This window comes from Halopseudomonas salina (assembly GCF_014637955.1).
Taxonomy (GTDB): Bacteria; Pseudomonadota; Gammaproteobacteria; order Pseudomonadales; family Pseudomonadaceae; genus Halopseudomonas; species Halopseudomonas salina.
Window position 1 is genome coordinate 433760 of the sequence record NZ_BMFF01000001.1, and the last position, 14145, is coordinate 447904.

At 56.3% G+C, this 14145-nt stretch carries 13 protein-coding genes; 12 read left to right on the forward strand and 1 reads right to left on the reverse strand.

All coding sequences use genetic code 11. The features are described from left to right. Positions 1 to 3 precede the first annotated feature (3 nt). From flgC to flgL, 10 genes are all read left to right on the forward strand, one after another. On the forward strand, positions 4 to 447 hold the full coding sequence (flgC, locus tag IEV54_RS02170; protein WP_150277457.1) for a flagellar basal body rod protein FlgC: 444 nt from the start codon (positions 4 to 6) through the stop codon (positions 445 to 447). A gap of 16 nt (positions 448 to 463) precedes the next feature. Beyond that, positions 464 to 1150: a flagellar hook assembly protein FlgD gene (gene flgD, locus IEV54_RS02175; protein WP_150277456.1), complete on the forward strand. Its 687-nt coding sequence runs from the start codon at positions 464 to 466 to the stop codon at positions 1148 to 1150. A 35-nt stretch (positions 1151 to 1185) separates the two neighbouring features. Continuing rightward, on the forward strand, positions 1186 to 2541 hold the full coding sequence (gene flgE, locus IEV54_RS02180) for a flagellar hook protein FlgE (RefSeq protein WP_150277455.1): 1356 nt from the start codon (positions 1186 to 1188) through the stop codon (positions 2539 to 2541). A gap of 202 nt (positions 2542 to 2743) precedes the next feature. Then, positions 2744 to 3484 carry a flagellar basal-body rod protein FlgF gene (flgF, locus tag IEV54_RS02185; RefSeq protein ID WP_150277454.1) on the forward strand — a complete coding sequence of 247 codons (741 nt, stop codon included), beginning with the start codon at positions 2744 to 2746 and terminating at the stop codon, positions 3482 to 3484. Positions 3485 to 3531: 47 nt separating this feature from the next. Continuing rightward, complete coding sequence (gene flgG, locus IEV54_RS02190) at positions 3532 to 4317, forward strand: flagellar basal-body rod protein FlgG (protein WP_150277453.1); 786 nt, start codon at positions 3532 to 3534, stop codon at positions 4315 to 4317. A gap of 14 nt (positions 4318 to 4331) precedes the next feature. Further along, positions 4332 to 5009, forward strand: a complete 678-nt coding sequence (flgH, locus tag IEV54_RS02195) for a flagellar basal body L-ring protein FlgH (RefSeq protein ID WP_150277452.1) — start codon at positions 4332 to 4334, stop codon at positions 5007 to 5009. 11 nt (positions 5010 to 5020) lie between these two features. Continuing rightward, on the forward strand, positions 5021 to 6121 hold the full coding sequence (locus IEV54_RS02200) for a flagellar basal body P-ring protein FlgI (RefSeq protein ID WP_150277451.1): 1101 nt from the start codon (positions 5021 to 5023) through the stop codon (positions 6119 to 6121). Between the two features lie 14 nt (positions 6122 to 6135). Beyond that, positions 6136 to 7293 (forward strand): flagellar assembly peptidoglycan hydrolase FlgJ, encoded by a 1158-nt coding sequence (gene flgJ, locus IEV54_RS02205; RefSeq protein WP_150277450.1) that lies wholly within the window; start codon positions 6136 to 6138, stop codon positions 7291 to 7293. Positions 7294 to 7295: 2 nt separating this feature from the next. After that, positions 7296 to 9272, forward strand: coding sequence for a flagellar hook-associated protein FlgK (flgK, locus tag IEV54_RS02210; RefSeq protein WP_150277449.1), 1977 nt, complete (start codon positions 7296 to 7298; stop codon positions 9270 to 9272). A 13-nt stretch (positions 9273 to 9285) separates the two neighbouring features. Beyond that, the gene (flgL, locus tag IEV54_RS02215) at positions 9286 to 10569 is read left to right on the forward strand and encodes a flagellar hook-associated protein FlgL (RefSeq protein WP_150277448.1); all 1284 of its coding nucleotides are present in this window, start codon (positions 9286 to 9288) and stop codon (positions 10567 to 10569) included. A gap of 15 nt (positions 10570 to 10584) precedes the next feature. On the opposite strand, the gene IEV54_RS02220 is transcribed toward flgL, so the two are convergent. Further along, complete coding sequence (locus IEV54_RS02220) at positions 10585 to 12330, reverse strand: potassium/proton antiporter (RefSeq protein ID WP_150277447.1); 1746 nt, start codon at positions 12328 to 12330, stop codon at positions 10585 to 10587. 114 nt (positions 12331 to 12444) lie between these two features. Here IEV54_RS02220 and IEV54_RS02225 point away from each other — a divergent pair, with 114 nt between their 5' ends. Further along, positions 12445 to 13098: a thiopurine S-methyltransferase gene (locus IEV54_RS02225; RefSeq protein ID WP_150277446.1), complete on the forward strand. Its 654-nt coding sequence runs from the start codon at positions 12445 to 12447 to the stop codon at positions 13096 to 13098. 92 nt (positions 13099 to 13190) lie between these two features. Beyond that, positions 13191 to 14117: an AEC family transporter gene (locus IEV54_RS02230; RefSeq protein ID WP_150277445.1), complete on the forward strand. Its 927-nt coding sequence runs from the start codon at positions 13191 to 13193 to the stop codon at positions 14115 to 14117. Positions 14118 to 14145 lie beyond the last annotated feature (28 nt).

The window sequence follows — 14145 nt, forward strand, 5'->3', positions numbered from 1 at the left end:
GCCATGTCTCTCAATGACGTTTTCAACATCTCCGGCTCCGGTATGAGCGCACAGTCGCTGCGACTGAACACCACGGCCAGTAACATCGCCAATGCTGAAACGGTTTCCAGCAGCACTGGTGAGACCTACAGGGCCAGGCACCCGGTTTTTGCAACCATGTTCAACGAGCAGCAGCAGGGCATGGGCCAATCGCTTTTTGCCTCTCAGGAGCAGGCAGGGCAGGGCGTTGAGGTTCTGGGTGTGGTTGAGTCCGATGCCGAGTTGCAATCACGGTACGAACCTGATCATCCGATGGCGGATGAGCAGGGCTATGTGTTCTATCCGAATGTCAACATTGTCGAAGAAATGGCCAACATGATGGCCGCTTCACGGGCATATCAAACCAACGTAGAAATCATGAACGCAACCAAGACCATGTTGCAGCGCGTTCTCACACTGGGTCAGTGACAGGAGCTTCAAGACAATGAGTATTTCTAGTGCACTGAGTGTAGGTGAAGGCGTTCTGGATCAGTACAAGGTGGACCAGAGCCGTGACGCCAAGGGCGGTGAGCTTGGCAAGAACGAGTTTCTCAAGTTGCTGGTGACTCAGATGAACAATCAGGACCCGCTGTCGCCTCAAGAGAACGGCGAGTTTATTGCTCAATTGGCTCAGTTCAGTACGGTTGAGGGTATTGAAACGCTGAATTCCTCGATGGAGTCGCTGCTTAACGGCTACCAGTCTTCACAGGCCTTGCAGGCTTCTTCTCTGGTAGGTCGCACGGTCATCGTGCCGGCGGATCAGGCCATGGTAGATACCACCAAGGGGATCAAGGGGCAGTTGGCTCTACCCGCGGCCAGCGACAATGTCTACGTCAATGTCACCGATGCCGCGGGTAGCGTGGTTACCCGGTTGAACCTGGGTAGCCAGGCTAGCGGTATGCACGATTTTGTCTGGGACGGCAAGGACAGCAGCGGCAATCTGATGCCGCCCGGTAAGTACAAATTCGAAGCTCAGGCCGCTATCGAAGGTGACAACAAGCAACTCGCCACCCTGCTACCTGCCAACGTGGACAGTGTGTCCCTGGGCAATGGCAAGGGTGGCGAAATGATGCTCAACGTTGCGGGCCTCGGCAGTATCAGTCTTTCAAATATCGTTTCCATTGGTCAGTAACAGTCGTCCGATCTACATCGGCTAGGAGAGTAACCATGTCTTTCAATATCGGTCTGAGTGGTATCCGGGCGGCGTCATCCGATCTGGATATTACCGGTAACAACATCGCGAACGCCGGCACTGTCGGCTTCAAGGGTTCGCGCGCAGAATTTTCTGATGTGTATGCAGCCTCAGTCCTTGGCTCGGGCAGCAATGCCCAGGGCAGCGGTGTATTGCTGGGGAACGTGGCCCAGCAGTTTACCCAGGGCAACATCAACTTTACCGAGAACAGTCTGGATCTTGCTATCAACGGTAATGGCTTCTTTGTCACCAGTAACGACGGTGCGCTCAGCTATACCCGTGCTGGTTACTTCGGTACTGACCGGGACGGTTTTATCTCCAATAACTTCGGTGAGCGTCTGCAAGGCTTCGGCGTTAATCCTGTGACGGGTCAGATCAATCAGGGAGTGCAGACCGATCTGCGTGTGGACACTCGTTCTGCGGATCCCAGAGCAACATCGGTAGTCGATTCTACCCTGAACCTGAATTCAACAAACGTTCGTCCGGCCATCTGGCAGCAGGCTTATGATACGGAAATTGCGGCAGGTGGCACGCCGGCAGATGCGCTTGCGGCCGCGCGTGATACTTTTGATCCGACTAACTCGGCGACCTACAACAGCTCTACTTCGGTGAACATTTTTGACAGTCTGGGTAATGCTCATACACTGACCAAGTACTTTGTGAAAACTGACGGTAATCAGTGGGACATGTTTACCATGATTGATGGGCGCCAGGTTACCAACGATCCTGCCACCAATAACGCTTTGCCCACGGATGCCGCGTTTGCGCCCACACCTACAGAACTGACTTTTAACAGCGTAGGCGAGCTGACCACTCCCCAGCCGCTTGGCAGTATTCAGAACTGGGTCCCTTTGGACAGCGCGGGACGTGAAACCGGTGCTGAATCCCCGGCCTCCTTTGATATAGACCTGGCGGGCAGCACCCAGTTTGCAGCTAGCTTTGCGGTCACCGCTGTAGTCCAGGATGGCTTCACTACTGGGGATCTGGCGGGTCTGGAAATTGACGACGCCGGTTTGTTGGTTGCGCGTTATACCAACGGTCAGACTCGTACCCAGGGCCAGGTAGTGTTGGCCAACTTTGCCAATCAGCAAGGGCTGACGCCGCTGGGAAAAACCGCCTGGGCCCAGTCTTCTGCCTCCGGTGAGCCGGTGGTAGGTGCGCCTGGTACCGGTACGCAAGGCAGTATCCAGTCAGGGGCTCTGGAGCAGTCAAACGTCGACCTGTCGGAGCAATTGATCAACCTGATCATTTCCCAGCGTAACTATCAGGCTAACGCGAAGACGATCCAGACAGCTGATGCGGTTACTCAGACCATCATCAACCTCAGGTAAGTTCCGGCAATATTCCGGCAATGGCAGGGCGGCAATACCGGCGGGTCTATCCCGTTTGTATTGCCGCCCTGTTTTTTATGGTGATTCTATCTGTTTGTTTTATATGCTAAAAGTGCGATAAATCACTTTTTGGCATGAACCGTGCTTTATTTTCCTGTGATAGTAGCAAAGCGGCAATTCCTTGTCGCAACGGGAGTACAGCGTGGACAAATCACTTTTCATCTCCATGACCGGCGCCAGCCAGAATATGCTGGCTCAGCAGGCTCATGCCAACAATCTGGCGAACGTGAGTACCACTGGCTTTCGTCGTGACTTCGAACAGGCGCGGTCGATGCCTGTGTATGGCGAGGCCCATCCCACACGTGCCTATGCAATGACCGAAAGGCCTGGAACCGATTTTGCCTCTGGCAGCATGCAGGAGACCGGGCGCGACCTGGATATTGCCGTAGAAGGGCAGGGATGGATTGCCGTCCAGGCTCCCGACGGTACGGAGGCCTACACCCGTGCAGGCAGCCTGAAAATTGACGCCTTCGGCCTGTTGCGTACCGGTAGTGGTATGCCGGTGCTGGGTAACGCCGGCCCGATCGCGCTGCCTCCGGCTGACAAGGTCGAAATCGGTCAGGATGGCACTATCAGTATTCGTGCAGAAGGTGAGGCCCCCAATGTGTTGGCCGAGGTGGACCGTATCAAACTGGTCAATCCCGACCCGGCCACCATTCGCAAGGGTGAGGATGGCTTGATGCGCGTGGAGAACGAGGCCGAGCAGCCTGCTGACGCGGCAGTGCGTGTTGCGTCCGGTTTTCTGGAAAGCAGCAATGTCAATGCCGTGTCAGAAATGACGGCGATGTTGTCCCTGGCCCGTCAGTTCGAGCTGCACATCAAGATGATGCGCACGGCCGAAGAGAACAGCCAAATCACCAACAAGATTCTGCAGATCAGTTGAACCTGAGCAGCCGCCTCACTCAGTCAGTGACGCGCTAGGAGAAGCATATGCACGCAGCACTTTGGGTAAGCAAGACCGGACTGTCCGCCCAGGACACCATGCTGACCACCATTTCCAACAACCTGGCGAACGTGGCGACTACGGGCTTCAAGCGTGATCGTCCCGAGTTCGAGGATCTGCTGTATCAGATCAAACGCCAGCCGGGCGGCCAGACCACCCAGGACACGCAGCTGCCGTCAGGTTTGCAGTTGGGTACCGGTGTTCGTGTTGCCGGCACGCAGAAGATCTTCACCGAAGGCACGCTGCAGACTACCGAGCAACCCCTGGACCTGGCGATCAATGGCAAAGGTTTTTTTCAGATTCTGATGCCCGACGGCAATATTGGCTACACCCGCGATGGCAGCTTTCACCTGGATGCGGACGGCCAGATTGTGACCTCCAGTGGCTTTCCCCTGGAGCCGGCCATCCAGTTGCCCGACGATGTGCAGTCCTTCACCGTGGGTGAGGATGGCACGGTAAGCATTTCCGTTTTCGGTGATCCGGCAGCCCAGCAGCTGGGCATTCTGCAGACTGCAAACTTCGTCAATCCGGCCGGTCTACAGTCCATCGGCAATAACCTCTTCCTGGAGACCGCCGCCAGCGGTGCCCCCCAGGCAGGTAATCCAGGACAGAACGGTTTGGGTACGGTGCTGCAGAACACCCTGGAAAATTCCAACGTCAGTGTTGTCGAGGAACTGGTCAACATGATCACGACGCAGCGCGCATACGAAATGAACTCCAAGGTGATCTCGACGGCTGACCAGATGCTGCAGTACGTCAGCCAGAACCTTTAATGGGAATGACTAAGATGAAATTCCTGCGTCTTGCACTGGTTGTGCTGATCCTTGGGAGTCTTGCGGCCTGCATGCAGATGCCACCGGCCCCCAATGATCCGTCCTACGCGCCGATCATGCCGCGCACCCCGATACCGACGGAGCTCAACAACGGCGCAATCTATCAGGCCGGCTTCGAGACCAACCTGTATGACGATCGCAAGGCCAACCGGGTGGGTGACATTATTACCATCACGCTGCAGGAGCGCACTGCTGCACGCAAGAGTGCCGATAACGAGATCAGCAAGAACAGCTCGACTCAGATCGCCAATCCCACACTGCTGGGGAATGTGGTCGGCGCCAAGGGCTTGAATCTGGGTGTGGATATTGGCGGAAATCGCACCTTTGCCGGCGACTCGGAGGCGAATCAGACCAACAGTCTGAACGGCTCGATAACCGCGACAATTTTCGAAGTCCTGCCCAACGGCGTGATGCGCGTGCGCGGCGAAAAATGGATTACTTTGAATAACGGCGACGAGCTTATTCGTGTCTCCGGTCTGGTTCGCAGTGAGGATATCGGGCCGGATAACACCGTGCCTTCAACCCGTATTGCCGACGCACGTATCGCCTACTCGGGCACCGGTGCTTTCGCCAATGCAAGTCAGCCAGGTTGGCTCAGCCAGTTCTTCATGAGCCCCATGTGGCCCTTCTAGGAGTAGTGAGTATGCGTAAGCTGCTGATGTGCCTATGTCTTGTGCTTGCTGCCCCCCTGGTCCATGCCGAGCGGTTGAAGGATATCGCCAGCGTGGCCGGGGTACGTACCAACCAGCTGATCGGCTACGGCCTGGTGGTGGGCTTGGTCGGCTCTGGCGATCAGACCAGCCAGACACCCTTTACCGTGCAAACCTTCAACAACATGTTGACTGAGTTTGGTATTACTGTGCCGCCGGGTACGCGCATCCAGACCAAGAACGTCGCAGCAGTGGCGATTCATGCCGAACTACCCCCCTTTGCGCGGCCGGGGCAGACGATCGATATTACCGTCTCGTCGATTGGTAATGCCAAGAGCCTGCGCGGTGGCAGCCTGCTAATGACCCCGCTCAAGGGTATTGATGGCCAGGTCTATGCCATCGCCCAGGGCAATCTGGTAGTTGGCGGCTTTGGCGCCGAGGGTGCCGATGGTTCGCGCATAACCGTCAACGTGCCAAGCGTGGGACGTATTCCTGCCGGGGCTACTGTAGAGCGCGCAGTTACCAGCCCCTTTGCCAGTGGCGATCATCTGGTGTTCAACCTTAATCGCCCGGATTTTACGACCGCCAAGCGAGTGGTGGACCAGATCAACAATACCTTCGGCGCGGGGGTTGCTCAGGCGCAGGATGCCGGTTCTATTACCGTGCGCGCGCCGCTGGATCCAAATCAGCGTGTGGACTACATGTCCATGGTTGAAAATCTGCAGGTGGATCAGGGTAATGCCGCAGCGAAAATCGTGATCAATTCGCGTACCGGCACCATCGTTATTGGCCAGGATGTCCGTGTCCAGCCGGCGGCGGTTACCCATGGCGGTCTGACCGTGACCATCAGTGAGAACATCCAGGTGGATCAGCCAGACGCACCATTTGGCGGCGGCCAGACAGTAGTCACGCCCAGCTCGCAGATCAATATCGAAGAAGGTGACAGTCGCATGTTCGTGTTCAATCCGGGCGTGTCACTGGACGAGATAGTGCGTGCGGTCAATCAGGTCGGCGCTGCCCCAGGCGACCTGATGGCCATTCTTGAAGCCCTGAGACAGGCCGGCGCTTTAAACGCCGAACTTGTCGTTATCTGAGCGAGGACGCGATCATGAACCCCAACGGCATCAGCTATACCGACATCAACTCCATGAGCGAGTTGAAAGCCGGTTCCAAGGCCAATAGCCCGGAGAACATGCAGCGCGTCGCCGAGCAGTTCGAATCCCTGTTCATGAACATGATGGTCAAGAGCATGCGCGATGCCAATCAGGCCTTTGCTGAAGGTAACCCGCTTAACACGCCTCAGACCAAGTTCTATCAGGACATGTACGACAACCAGATGTCCGTTCATCTGTCTGAGAAGCAGGGCCTAGGCCTGGCTGACGTGATGATGCGGCAACTGTCCCCGGAGAAGACCCCTGCAACGTCAGGTACTGCCCTGGAGCGGCCGGTGCTGAAATCTGACTTGTCTGCGGCTGCGCCAGGCGGGAATGGCAATGGCAATCTGCCCGACCATTCTGCCCTGTTGGCCAAGCGTCGGCTGGGCTTTTCCCTGGGTCACGGGGCTACACAGATGGCTCTGGCAGGCAACCCCGGTGGTTCTGCTGCCTCTTCCGCGCCGCTGCAGTCTGAGCCTTCACAGGCCTGGCAGCCGCTGCGTGCAATGCAGGGCGTGGCTCGCAGTCAGCCAACCACCGCTGACGCCATTGCCCAGGCCGCACCTGTGGGTCCGGGTCCCACGCGTTTTGCCAGTTCTGGTGAATTTGTTCAGGCAATGCTGCCCATGGCCGAGAAGGCAGCTGCGCGACTGGGCGTTGATCCGCATTATCTGGTGGCTCAGGCTGCCCTTGAGACCGGCTGGGGCAAGTCGATCATCAAGCAGCCTGATGGCAGTAACAGCCATAACCTTTTCGGTATCAAGGCCCATGGCGGTTGGCAGGGGGAATCGGCGAGCGTGATGACCCATGAGTACCGTGATGGCGTAAAGGGCCAGGAGCGTGCGAGTTTTCGCAGCTATGCTTCCTTCGAGCAGAGCTTTGACGATTACGTGAATTTCCTTGAGGGGAACGGTCGTTACAAGCAGGCGCTGGCGCGTACCGAGAACCCGGATACTTTCTTCCGCGAGCTGCAGCAGGCCGGCTACGCTACCGACCCGCAGTATGCCCGTAAAGTGTCCCAGATAGCCCGGCAGTTACTGAGCGAAACCAGCACTCAGCAGGCCACGCAGGTCGCCCAGGCTGATGCTGACTCCAGCACAGGCAGGGCATAACCATGGCAGATCTTTTTGGTATTGGACTCAGCGGCCTCAAGGCCAGCCAGACCAATTTGTCGGTTACCGGGCAGAATATTTCCAACGTTAACACGCCCGGTTACAGCCGCCAGACTGCTGTTCAAGCCGCGCGCGACCCCAGCTTTACCGGTGCGGGGTACATTGGCAACGGCACCAGTATTGTCGATGTGCAGCGGGTCTATAACGAGTTCCTGAGCAATCAGGTGCGCAGCAGTACCGCGATCAATTCAGAGGTAGGCGCTTTCCAGACGCAGATGGAAGAGCTCAACACCCTCTTGTCGGGAACCGCTACAGGTATCACCCCCGGCTTGCAGAACTTCTTCGATGCACTGCAGACTTCGGTCGAGGATCCAGCAAGCCTGCCTGCTCGTCAGCTATTTTTGTCCGAATCCGAAGGCCTGGCCTCGCGCTTCAATACCGTGCAGACCCGTCTATCGACCCAGACTGAATTCATAGGTCAGCAGATGGGAACGCTTACCGGTCAGGTCAGCCGTCTGTCGGAGTCTATTGCCCAGTACAATGACTCCATCGGCCGCGCCGTAGCAAACGGCTCCGAACCCAATGACCTGTTCGACGCCCGTGATGAAGCGGTGCGTCAACTCAGTGAGCTGATCGGTGTGACGGTAGTGCCGCAGGACAATAACAGCATCAACCTGTTCGTTGGTTCCGGTCAGCCCCTGGTAGTTGGCAAGGAGGCTTCTAGCCTGCAAGTGGTACAAGGGACTGCAGATCCTTCACGCGCGGAGGTGCAGCTGGTCAGCGGGGGATCTGCCCAGGGTATTACCAGCTTGATCAGCGGTGGTCAGCTAGGCGGTCTGATACGGTATCGCCAGGACGTGCTTGATCAGGCATTGAACTCGGTAGGTCGGCTGGCTTTGTCGATTGCCGACGAGGTCAACAGCCAGTTGGGACAAGGCCTGGACGTCAATGGTCAGGCCGGTGGCCAGCTGTTCAAGGATATCAACAGTCCTGATCAGCTTGATTTGCGCAGCCAGGCACGTCCAACCAACAGTGACCCAAATACCAAGCTGAATGTGTTCATTTCTGACACCTCAGAGTTGAGCACTTCGGATTATGAAGTGTTGTTCAGCAGTGCAACGCAATACAGTATCCGGCGGGTAAGCGACAACGCGGTCACCGGGCCTATCGATATTACGGCTGCAACTGCTCCCGAGGTTGATGGTTTTACGATCACGCTACCCACCGGTGGCAGTGTGGCGGCAGGGGACCGCTTCCTGGTCACTCCCACACGCTACGGCTCTGGCGGCATGGAGTCGGTCATGCAGCAACCGGAGGAGCTGGGTTTTGCAGCTCCTGCTAGCGCCGATAGCAGCCTGGCAAATCGGGGTACGGCGAAAATTACTCAGCCGACCCTGGTAGAGGGACCGCAACCGATTGACCCTGCTGTAATGCAGAACTTTCTTCCAATCGAGATGAGCTATGCCCAGGGCAGTAATACACTGACGCTTTCCAGCGCCGCAGGTGTGATAACCCCAACAGCTTTGAGCATTGTCCCGGGGCAGACCAACACCCTGGAATGGGAAGTGGATGGCTACAGTTTCAGCATGAAAATGACCGGCACACCACTGGATGGTGATACCTTCAATATCAATTTCAACGAAGGTAAGTCAGATAACCGTAATGCCCTGGCATTGTCCGAGCTCCAAACCAAGGCCGTTCTGGGGCAGGCGGGAGGTCGCAGTGGTTTTTCCTTTGTTGATGGTTACGGCGACCTGGTTCAACGCGTAGCGACCTTTACCGCACAGGCCCGCTCTGATAGCGATTCAAGTGCGGCTGTACTCAAGCAGGCGACCAATAATCGTGACTCGGTATCGGCGGTCAACCTTGATGAGGAAGCCGCGAATCTGATCAAGTTCGAGCAGTATTACAACGCCTCGGCGCAGGTACTACAGGTTGCAAGATCCTTGTTTGATACTCTGATAAGCAGCATCCGCTGATAGGTGACAGGCCATGCGTATTTCGACAATACAGACCTTCAATAATGGCAATCAGGGTATCCAGGATAACTATGCCAAGGTAACCCGTACCCAGGAGCAGGTCAGCTCGGGAAAGCGTCTGCTGTCGCCAGCCGATGATCCGGTAGCCACCGTACGCCTGTTGCAGCTTGACCAGGAGGCCGGTCGTCTCGAACAGTTCAAATCGAATATGAGCGCCGCGACCAACAGCCTGAATCAGGAGGAGGCCACACTCAATTCGGTGACCAATATTCTGCAGCGGGTGCGCGAAATCACCCTGCAGGCGGGTAATGGTGCACTGGATGCGTCTGACCGCCAGGCCCTTGCCCAGGAGCTGACCGAACGTGAAGAGGAGCTGTTTGGTCTGTTCAATAGTCGCAACGCCCGCGGTGAGTACCTGTTTGGCGGCTTTCAAAGCCAAACCCCACCCTTCGTACGGGAGCCCAACGGCACTTACACCTACGAGGGGGACCAGGGACAGCGTTCAATTCAGATCGCAGGCTCTAAGCAATTGGCGATCAACGATAACGGCAAGGATCTGTTCGTTGACGTGGGCAACGTCAATCGCGTTGTGACTGAAAGAACATTGCCTGCGGACCCTGCGGTGCCTTTTCCGCGCATCTCGCTTGGCGTGGTAGAAGACAAGACAACTTACGATACCAAATTCTATCCGAATAACACCCTGTCCATTTCTATAGGGCCTGGCAATACTTACACCATTACGGGTGATGCTCCGGTGCCTGGGCCTGGTGATCCCGGCTATCCTTCAGCAGTGCCGGTATCCGGCACATTTGAGCCGAATGAAGAAAATAATCTGCAGATACGTATTGCTGGTGTGGTCGTTAATCTCGACGGCGCGTTGCAGGATGGGGATACCTTCACCATCAAACCCGGTGACACCGACGATACAGGCGAGAAGCGCAGCATCCTGCAGAATATCGCCTTCCTGCGCGAAACCCTGGAGGACCCGGGCAACTCGCCCGAAGACAAACTGCTACGCCGCGACAAGCTGGCAATCAGCCTGGAGAACGTCGATAACGCAATGAACAGCGTACTCAGTGTGCAGACCAGCATCGGTGCCCGGCTCAACGTTATAGAATCCACTGGCAACGAGAATGCCGAGGTATCTCTGATCAATACCAAGGTGCAGGCGGAGCTGTCGGAGCTGGATTACGCAGAAGCACTCAGCCGTCTCAGTCTGGAGTCGGTGGTATTACAGGCCGCCCAGCAAAGCTATGTAAAAATCAGTGGCTTGAGTCTGTTCAACCTGCTGCGCTGAATATGGGATTGGTGCCTAGAATCCCAAGGGGATTCGTGGCTTGTCGCCATCCAGCTTGAGGCCTACCTTGAGTATGGTGTCGTTGTCCACGGCAGCCACTACCCACGTATGACCTTCCCATTCCAGTTTGTCGCCTACCACGGGATGGCCCCCAAAGCGCTTGCCCAGAAAGACCGCAAGGGTAATGTCGCGGAGAGACTCGGGCACCGCGAATCCGTAGAAGCGGCCTACCGCACCCAGTTCGGCATCGCCCTCAAGAATAAAGTCGCCAAAGAAGCGCCGGGTTTCCAGGTAACTGGCGGCATGGGGTTTGCTGAATAACTTCGAAAGGGCAGGTAGGTCTCTCTGCCTGCCGATAATGCACAACACATCGTTCAGCGCGAGGGTAGTACTGCCGCGCGGATGCAATAGCTCGCTCCCGCGAAATACCGCCGCTATGCGGGAGTTGTTGGGCATGGCCAGTTCGCGCAGGCTGACGCCGACACACCAGTTGGCATTTTCCAGCTGGTAGATCATGACCTCATAAGCGCCATCCACTGCCACATCGAGACTCGTTCGCTGTAAGGGCTCTGGCTGAGGGGGGATTTCCACTTTGCAGAGGCGGGCCGCCAATGGCAGGCTGGAGCCTTGTAGCAGAAGTGATACCAGAACGACCACGAAGGCCACGTTGAACAGCAACTGCGCCTGCTCGAGCCCCGCAAGCAGGGGGAAGATTGCCAGAATGATGGGTACCGCTCCGCGCAGGCCGACCCAGGAGATGAATAATCGCTCGCGCCAGGAGAACACAAAGGGTGCCAGGCATATCAGCACCGCAAGCGGCCGGGCAATGAATATCAGAAAGAGGGCGATTCCAATGGCGGGCCCGGCGATAGGCATCATCTCGCTGGGTGTGACGAGCAGGCCGAGCATCAAAAACATGCCGATCTGACTAAGCCACGCCATTCCGTCCTGCACGTGGAGAATATTCTGCAGGTTGTGCACCCGGCGATTTCCAAGAACCACGCCGGTCAGGTAAATCGCCAGGAATCCGCTGCCCCCGATAGTATTGGCAAATGCAAACACCAGAATCGCGCCACTGGTGATCAAAAGCGGATAAAGACCGGTTGCCAATTTGACCCGATTTACCAGGCTTGCCAGCAGCACGCCCCCTGCCAGACCGCAAATGCCGCCGATACCAAATTGCTGGATGAAAACGCCAAGAAATTCCCAACTGACGCTTTGCTCCCCGGAAGCGAGTATTTCCACCAGGGTAATCGTCAGAAAGATCGCCATGGGGTCGTTGGAGCCGGATTCGATTTCCAGGGTGGCACCTACCCGTTGCTTCAGGTTGAGTCCCTTGCCTTGAAGCAGGGAAAACACCGCAGCGGCATCGGTTGAGCCGACAATGGCGCCAAGAAGCATTCCCTGGAGCCAGTGAATATCAAGTAACCAGGCTGTTACCATACCGGTCAGACCCGCACATACCACGACGCCTAGACTAGCCATCGATACCGCAGGCCAGAGTCCGACACGAAAGTTCTCGACCCGGGTTCGCATTCCGCCATCGAGCAGAATAATCGCTAATGCCAGACTGCCAATCATGAAGGCAGTACCGGTGTTATCGAAAGCGATCCCCCCGAACCCATCTTCTCCTGCAAGCATTCCGATGATCAGGAATATCAGCAGCAAAGGTATCCCCAGTCTTGAGGACAGGGAGCTGGCAAGGATGCTAGCGCATAACAGCAAGGCGCCAATCAGAAAAAGCGTGTTGATATAGTCCATGCGGCAGAGCAACTCATTCAGGTATCGTATCCGTCTTCACTATATAGGCTGATGCCGTTTGTGGGTGGAGGATTTGCTGTAATCTCAGTCAATTGCGAGCGGGGGGAAGGTGTGATGGATGCGGAATTCTGGCGAGAACGCTGGCAGCTCGGAGAAATCGGATTTCATAAGTCGCGGGCGAATCCATTGATGATGCGCTGGTGGCCCATGCTGAATCTGAGTCAGGGAGCGAGTGTACTGGTCCCGCTGTGCGGGAAAAGCCTCGACATGCTGTGGTTGCGCGACCAGGGTTTGGCGGTGGTTGGCGCCGAATTATCGCGGTTGGCCCTGGATAGCTTTATTGCGGAACACCAGCTCCCATGTGAATGGCTTGTGTGCGATGGCTTTGATGTGGCCAAAGGCGATGGGCTGACGCTTTATTGTGGCGATTTTTTTGCACTTGGGGTCGAGCAACTCCACAGCGTGAGTGCGGTATATGACCGTGCGGCCCTCATTGCCTTACCGCCACCGATGCGCCAGCGTTACGTTGCGCACCTGCGCGAATACCTCGAAGGTGGCTGGAAGATGCTGCTGATCACGCTTGACTATTGCCAGTCAGAACGCGCCGGTCCGCCGTTCAGCGTGCCGGATGCGGAGGTCAGGACGCTTTTTTCCGGTTGCTCGGTGTCGGTTCTGCATGAGGTCGACGTGCTCGGCGATCATCCTGTATTTCGCGACCAGGGCTTGACCAGCCTGATCGAGCGGGTCTACCTCATCGAAGAAAAGTGACCCGATGGCCACGGTGAGCGGCTCCTGCGGGCCGCTATCACGGGCGCTCGGGAGATTGGTAATATCAGGTCTGTTTCCTGCCCGGAGTTATCATGGCGGCCGCCCTTGCCTTGTTGTTCAAGCTTTTTCCGCTTTACATAACCGTTGGGCTTGGCTGGCTTGCAGGCCGGTTTCTCCAGGCGAGTGGTAGCCACATTGCCGGGATCATGCTGTACATTGTCACACCGTCGGTCGTGTTTTCGGGCGTGATGAATGCGCCTTTGTCAGCCAGCGTCATCATGCTTCCATTCCTGGTGTTCGGCTTTTGTACCTTCCTTGGCGTGGCTCATCTAATCGTCGCCCGTGGCTGGCTGAATAATGCCAGTGCCAACCTCATTCCACTGTCGGTGGGTACCGGTAACACAGGGTACTTTGGCATCCCCGTCGCGTTGTTGATATTCGGCGAGGAGGGTCTGGGTATCTATATAGTGTGTCTGCTGGGCACAACGCTGTATGAGAACTCAGTAGGCTTCTACCTGGCAGCGCGCGGACGTTTTGGTATTCGTGACTGTCTGCTGAAGGTCGCGCGTCTGCCTTCCATTTACGCCTTCTGTCTTGCCGTGATGCTGAATCTTGCTGACCTGAGTATTCCAGGGGTACTTGTACCCCTGTTCGATAATCTCCGGGGCGCCTACAGCATCCTTGGCATGATGATTATTGGTATGAGTATTCTGAGTTTTCGGGGTCTGGCAGGCGATTTGCGTTTTACCGCCCTGGCATTTTTTGGCAAATTCATTTCCTGGCCTCTGCTGGCTCTGGGGTTCTGGGGTATCGATAGCCTGTGGCTGCACATTTACGACGCTGCTGTGTACAAGGCGGTGTTTCTTATCTCCATCACACCGATTGCCGCCAATACGGTGGTAATAGCTACTCTGCTCGATACCGAGCCCCAGCAGGTGGCAGGAACGACGCTCTTGAGTACTGTATTTGCGCTGATCTACATACCCGTAATGGTCTCCCTTGTAATGTCATCGCTATGACAGCATTTTGCCTCCATGCATCCTGCCT

Bases quoted from the DNA above. Each gene is read 5' to 3' on its own strand.
- flgC (WP_150277457.1), top strand. From the start codon at position 4: ATGTCTCTCAATGACGTTTTCAACATCTCCGGCTCCGGTATGAGCGCA.
- flgD (WP_150277456.1), top strand. From the start codon at position 464: ATGAGTATTTCTAGTGCACTGAGTGTAGGTGAAGGCGTTCTGGATCAG.
- flgE (WP_150277455.1), top strand. From the start codon at position 1,186: ATGTCTTTCAATATCGGTCTGAGTGGTATCCGGGCGGCGTCATCCGAT.
- flgG (WP_150277453.1), top strand. From the start codon at position 3,532: ATGCACGCAGCACTTTGGGTAAGCAAGACCGGACTGTCCGCCCAGGAC.
- flgH (WP_150277452.1), top strand. From the start codon at position 4,332: ATGAAATTCCTGCGTCTTGCACTGGTTGTGCTGATCCTTGGGAGTCTT.
- IEV54_RS02200 (WP_150277451.1), top strand. From the start codon at position 5,021: ATGCGTAAGCTGCTGATGTGCCTATGTCTTGTGCTTGCTGCCCCCCTG.
- flgJ (WP_150277450.1), top strand. From the start codon at position 6,136: ATGAACCCCAACGGCATCAGCTATACCGACATCAACTCCATGAGCGAG.
- flgK (WP_150277449.1), top strand. From the start codon at position 7,296: ATGGCAGATCTTTTTGGTATTGGACTCAGCGGCCTCAAGGCCAGCCAG.
- flgL (WP_150277448.1), top strand. From the start codon at position 9,286: ATGCGTATTTCGACAATACAGACCTTCAATAATGGCAATCAGGGTATC.
- IEV54_RS02220 (WP_150277447.1), bottom strand. From the start codon at position 12,330: ATGGACTATATCAACACGCTTTTTCTGATTGGCGCCTTGCTGTTATGC.
- IEV54_RS02225 (WP_150277446.1), top strand. From the start codon at position 12,445: ATGGATGCGGAATTCTGGCGAGAACGCTGGCAGCTCGGAGAAATCGGA.
- IEV54_RS02230 (WP_150277445.1), top strand. From the start codon at position 13,191: ATGGCGGCCGCCCTTGCCTTGTTGTTCAAGCTTTTTCCGCTTTACATA.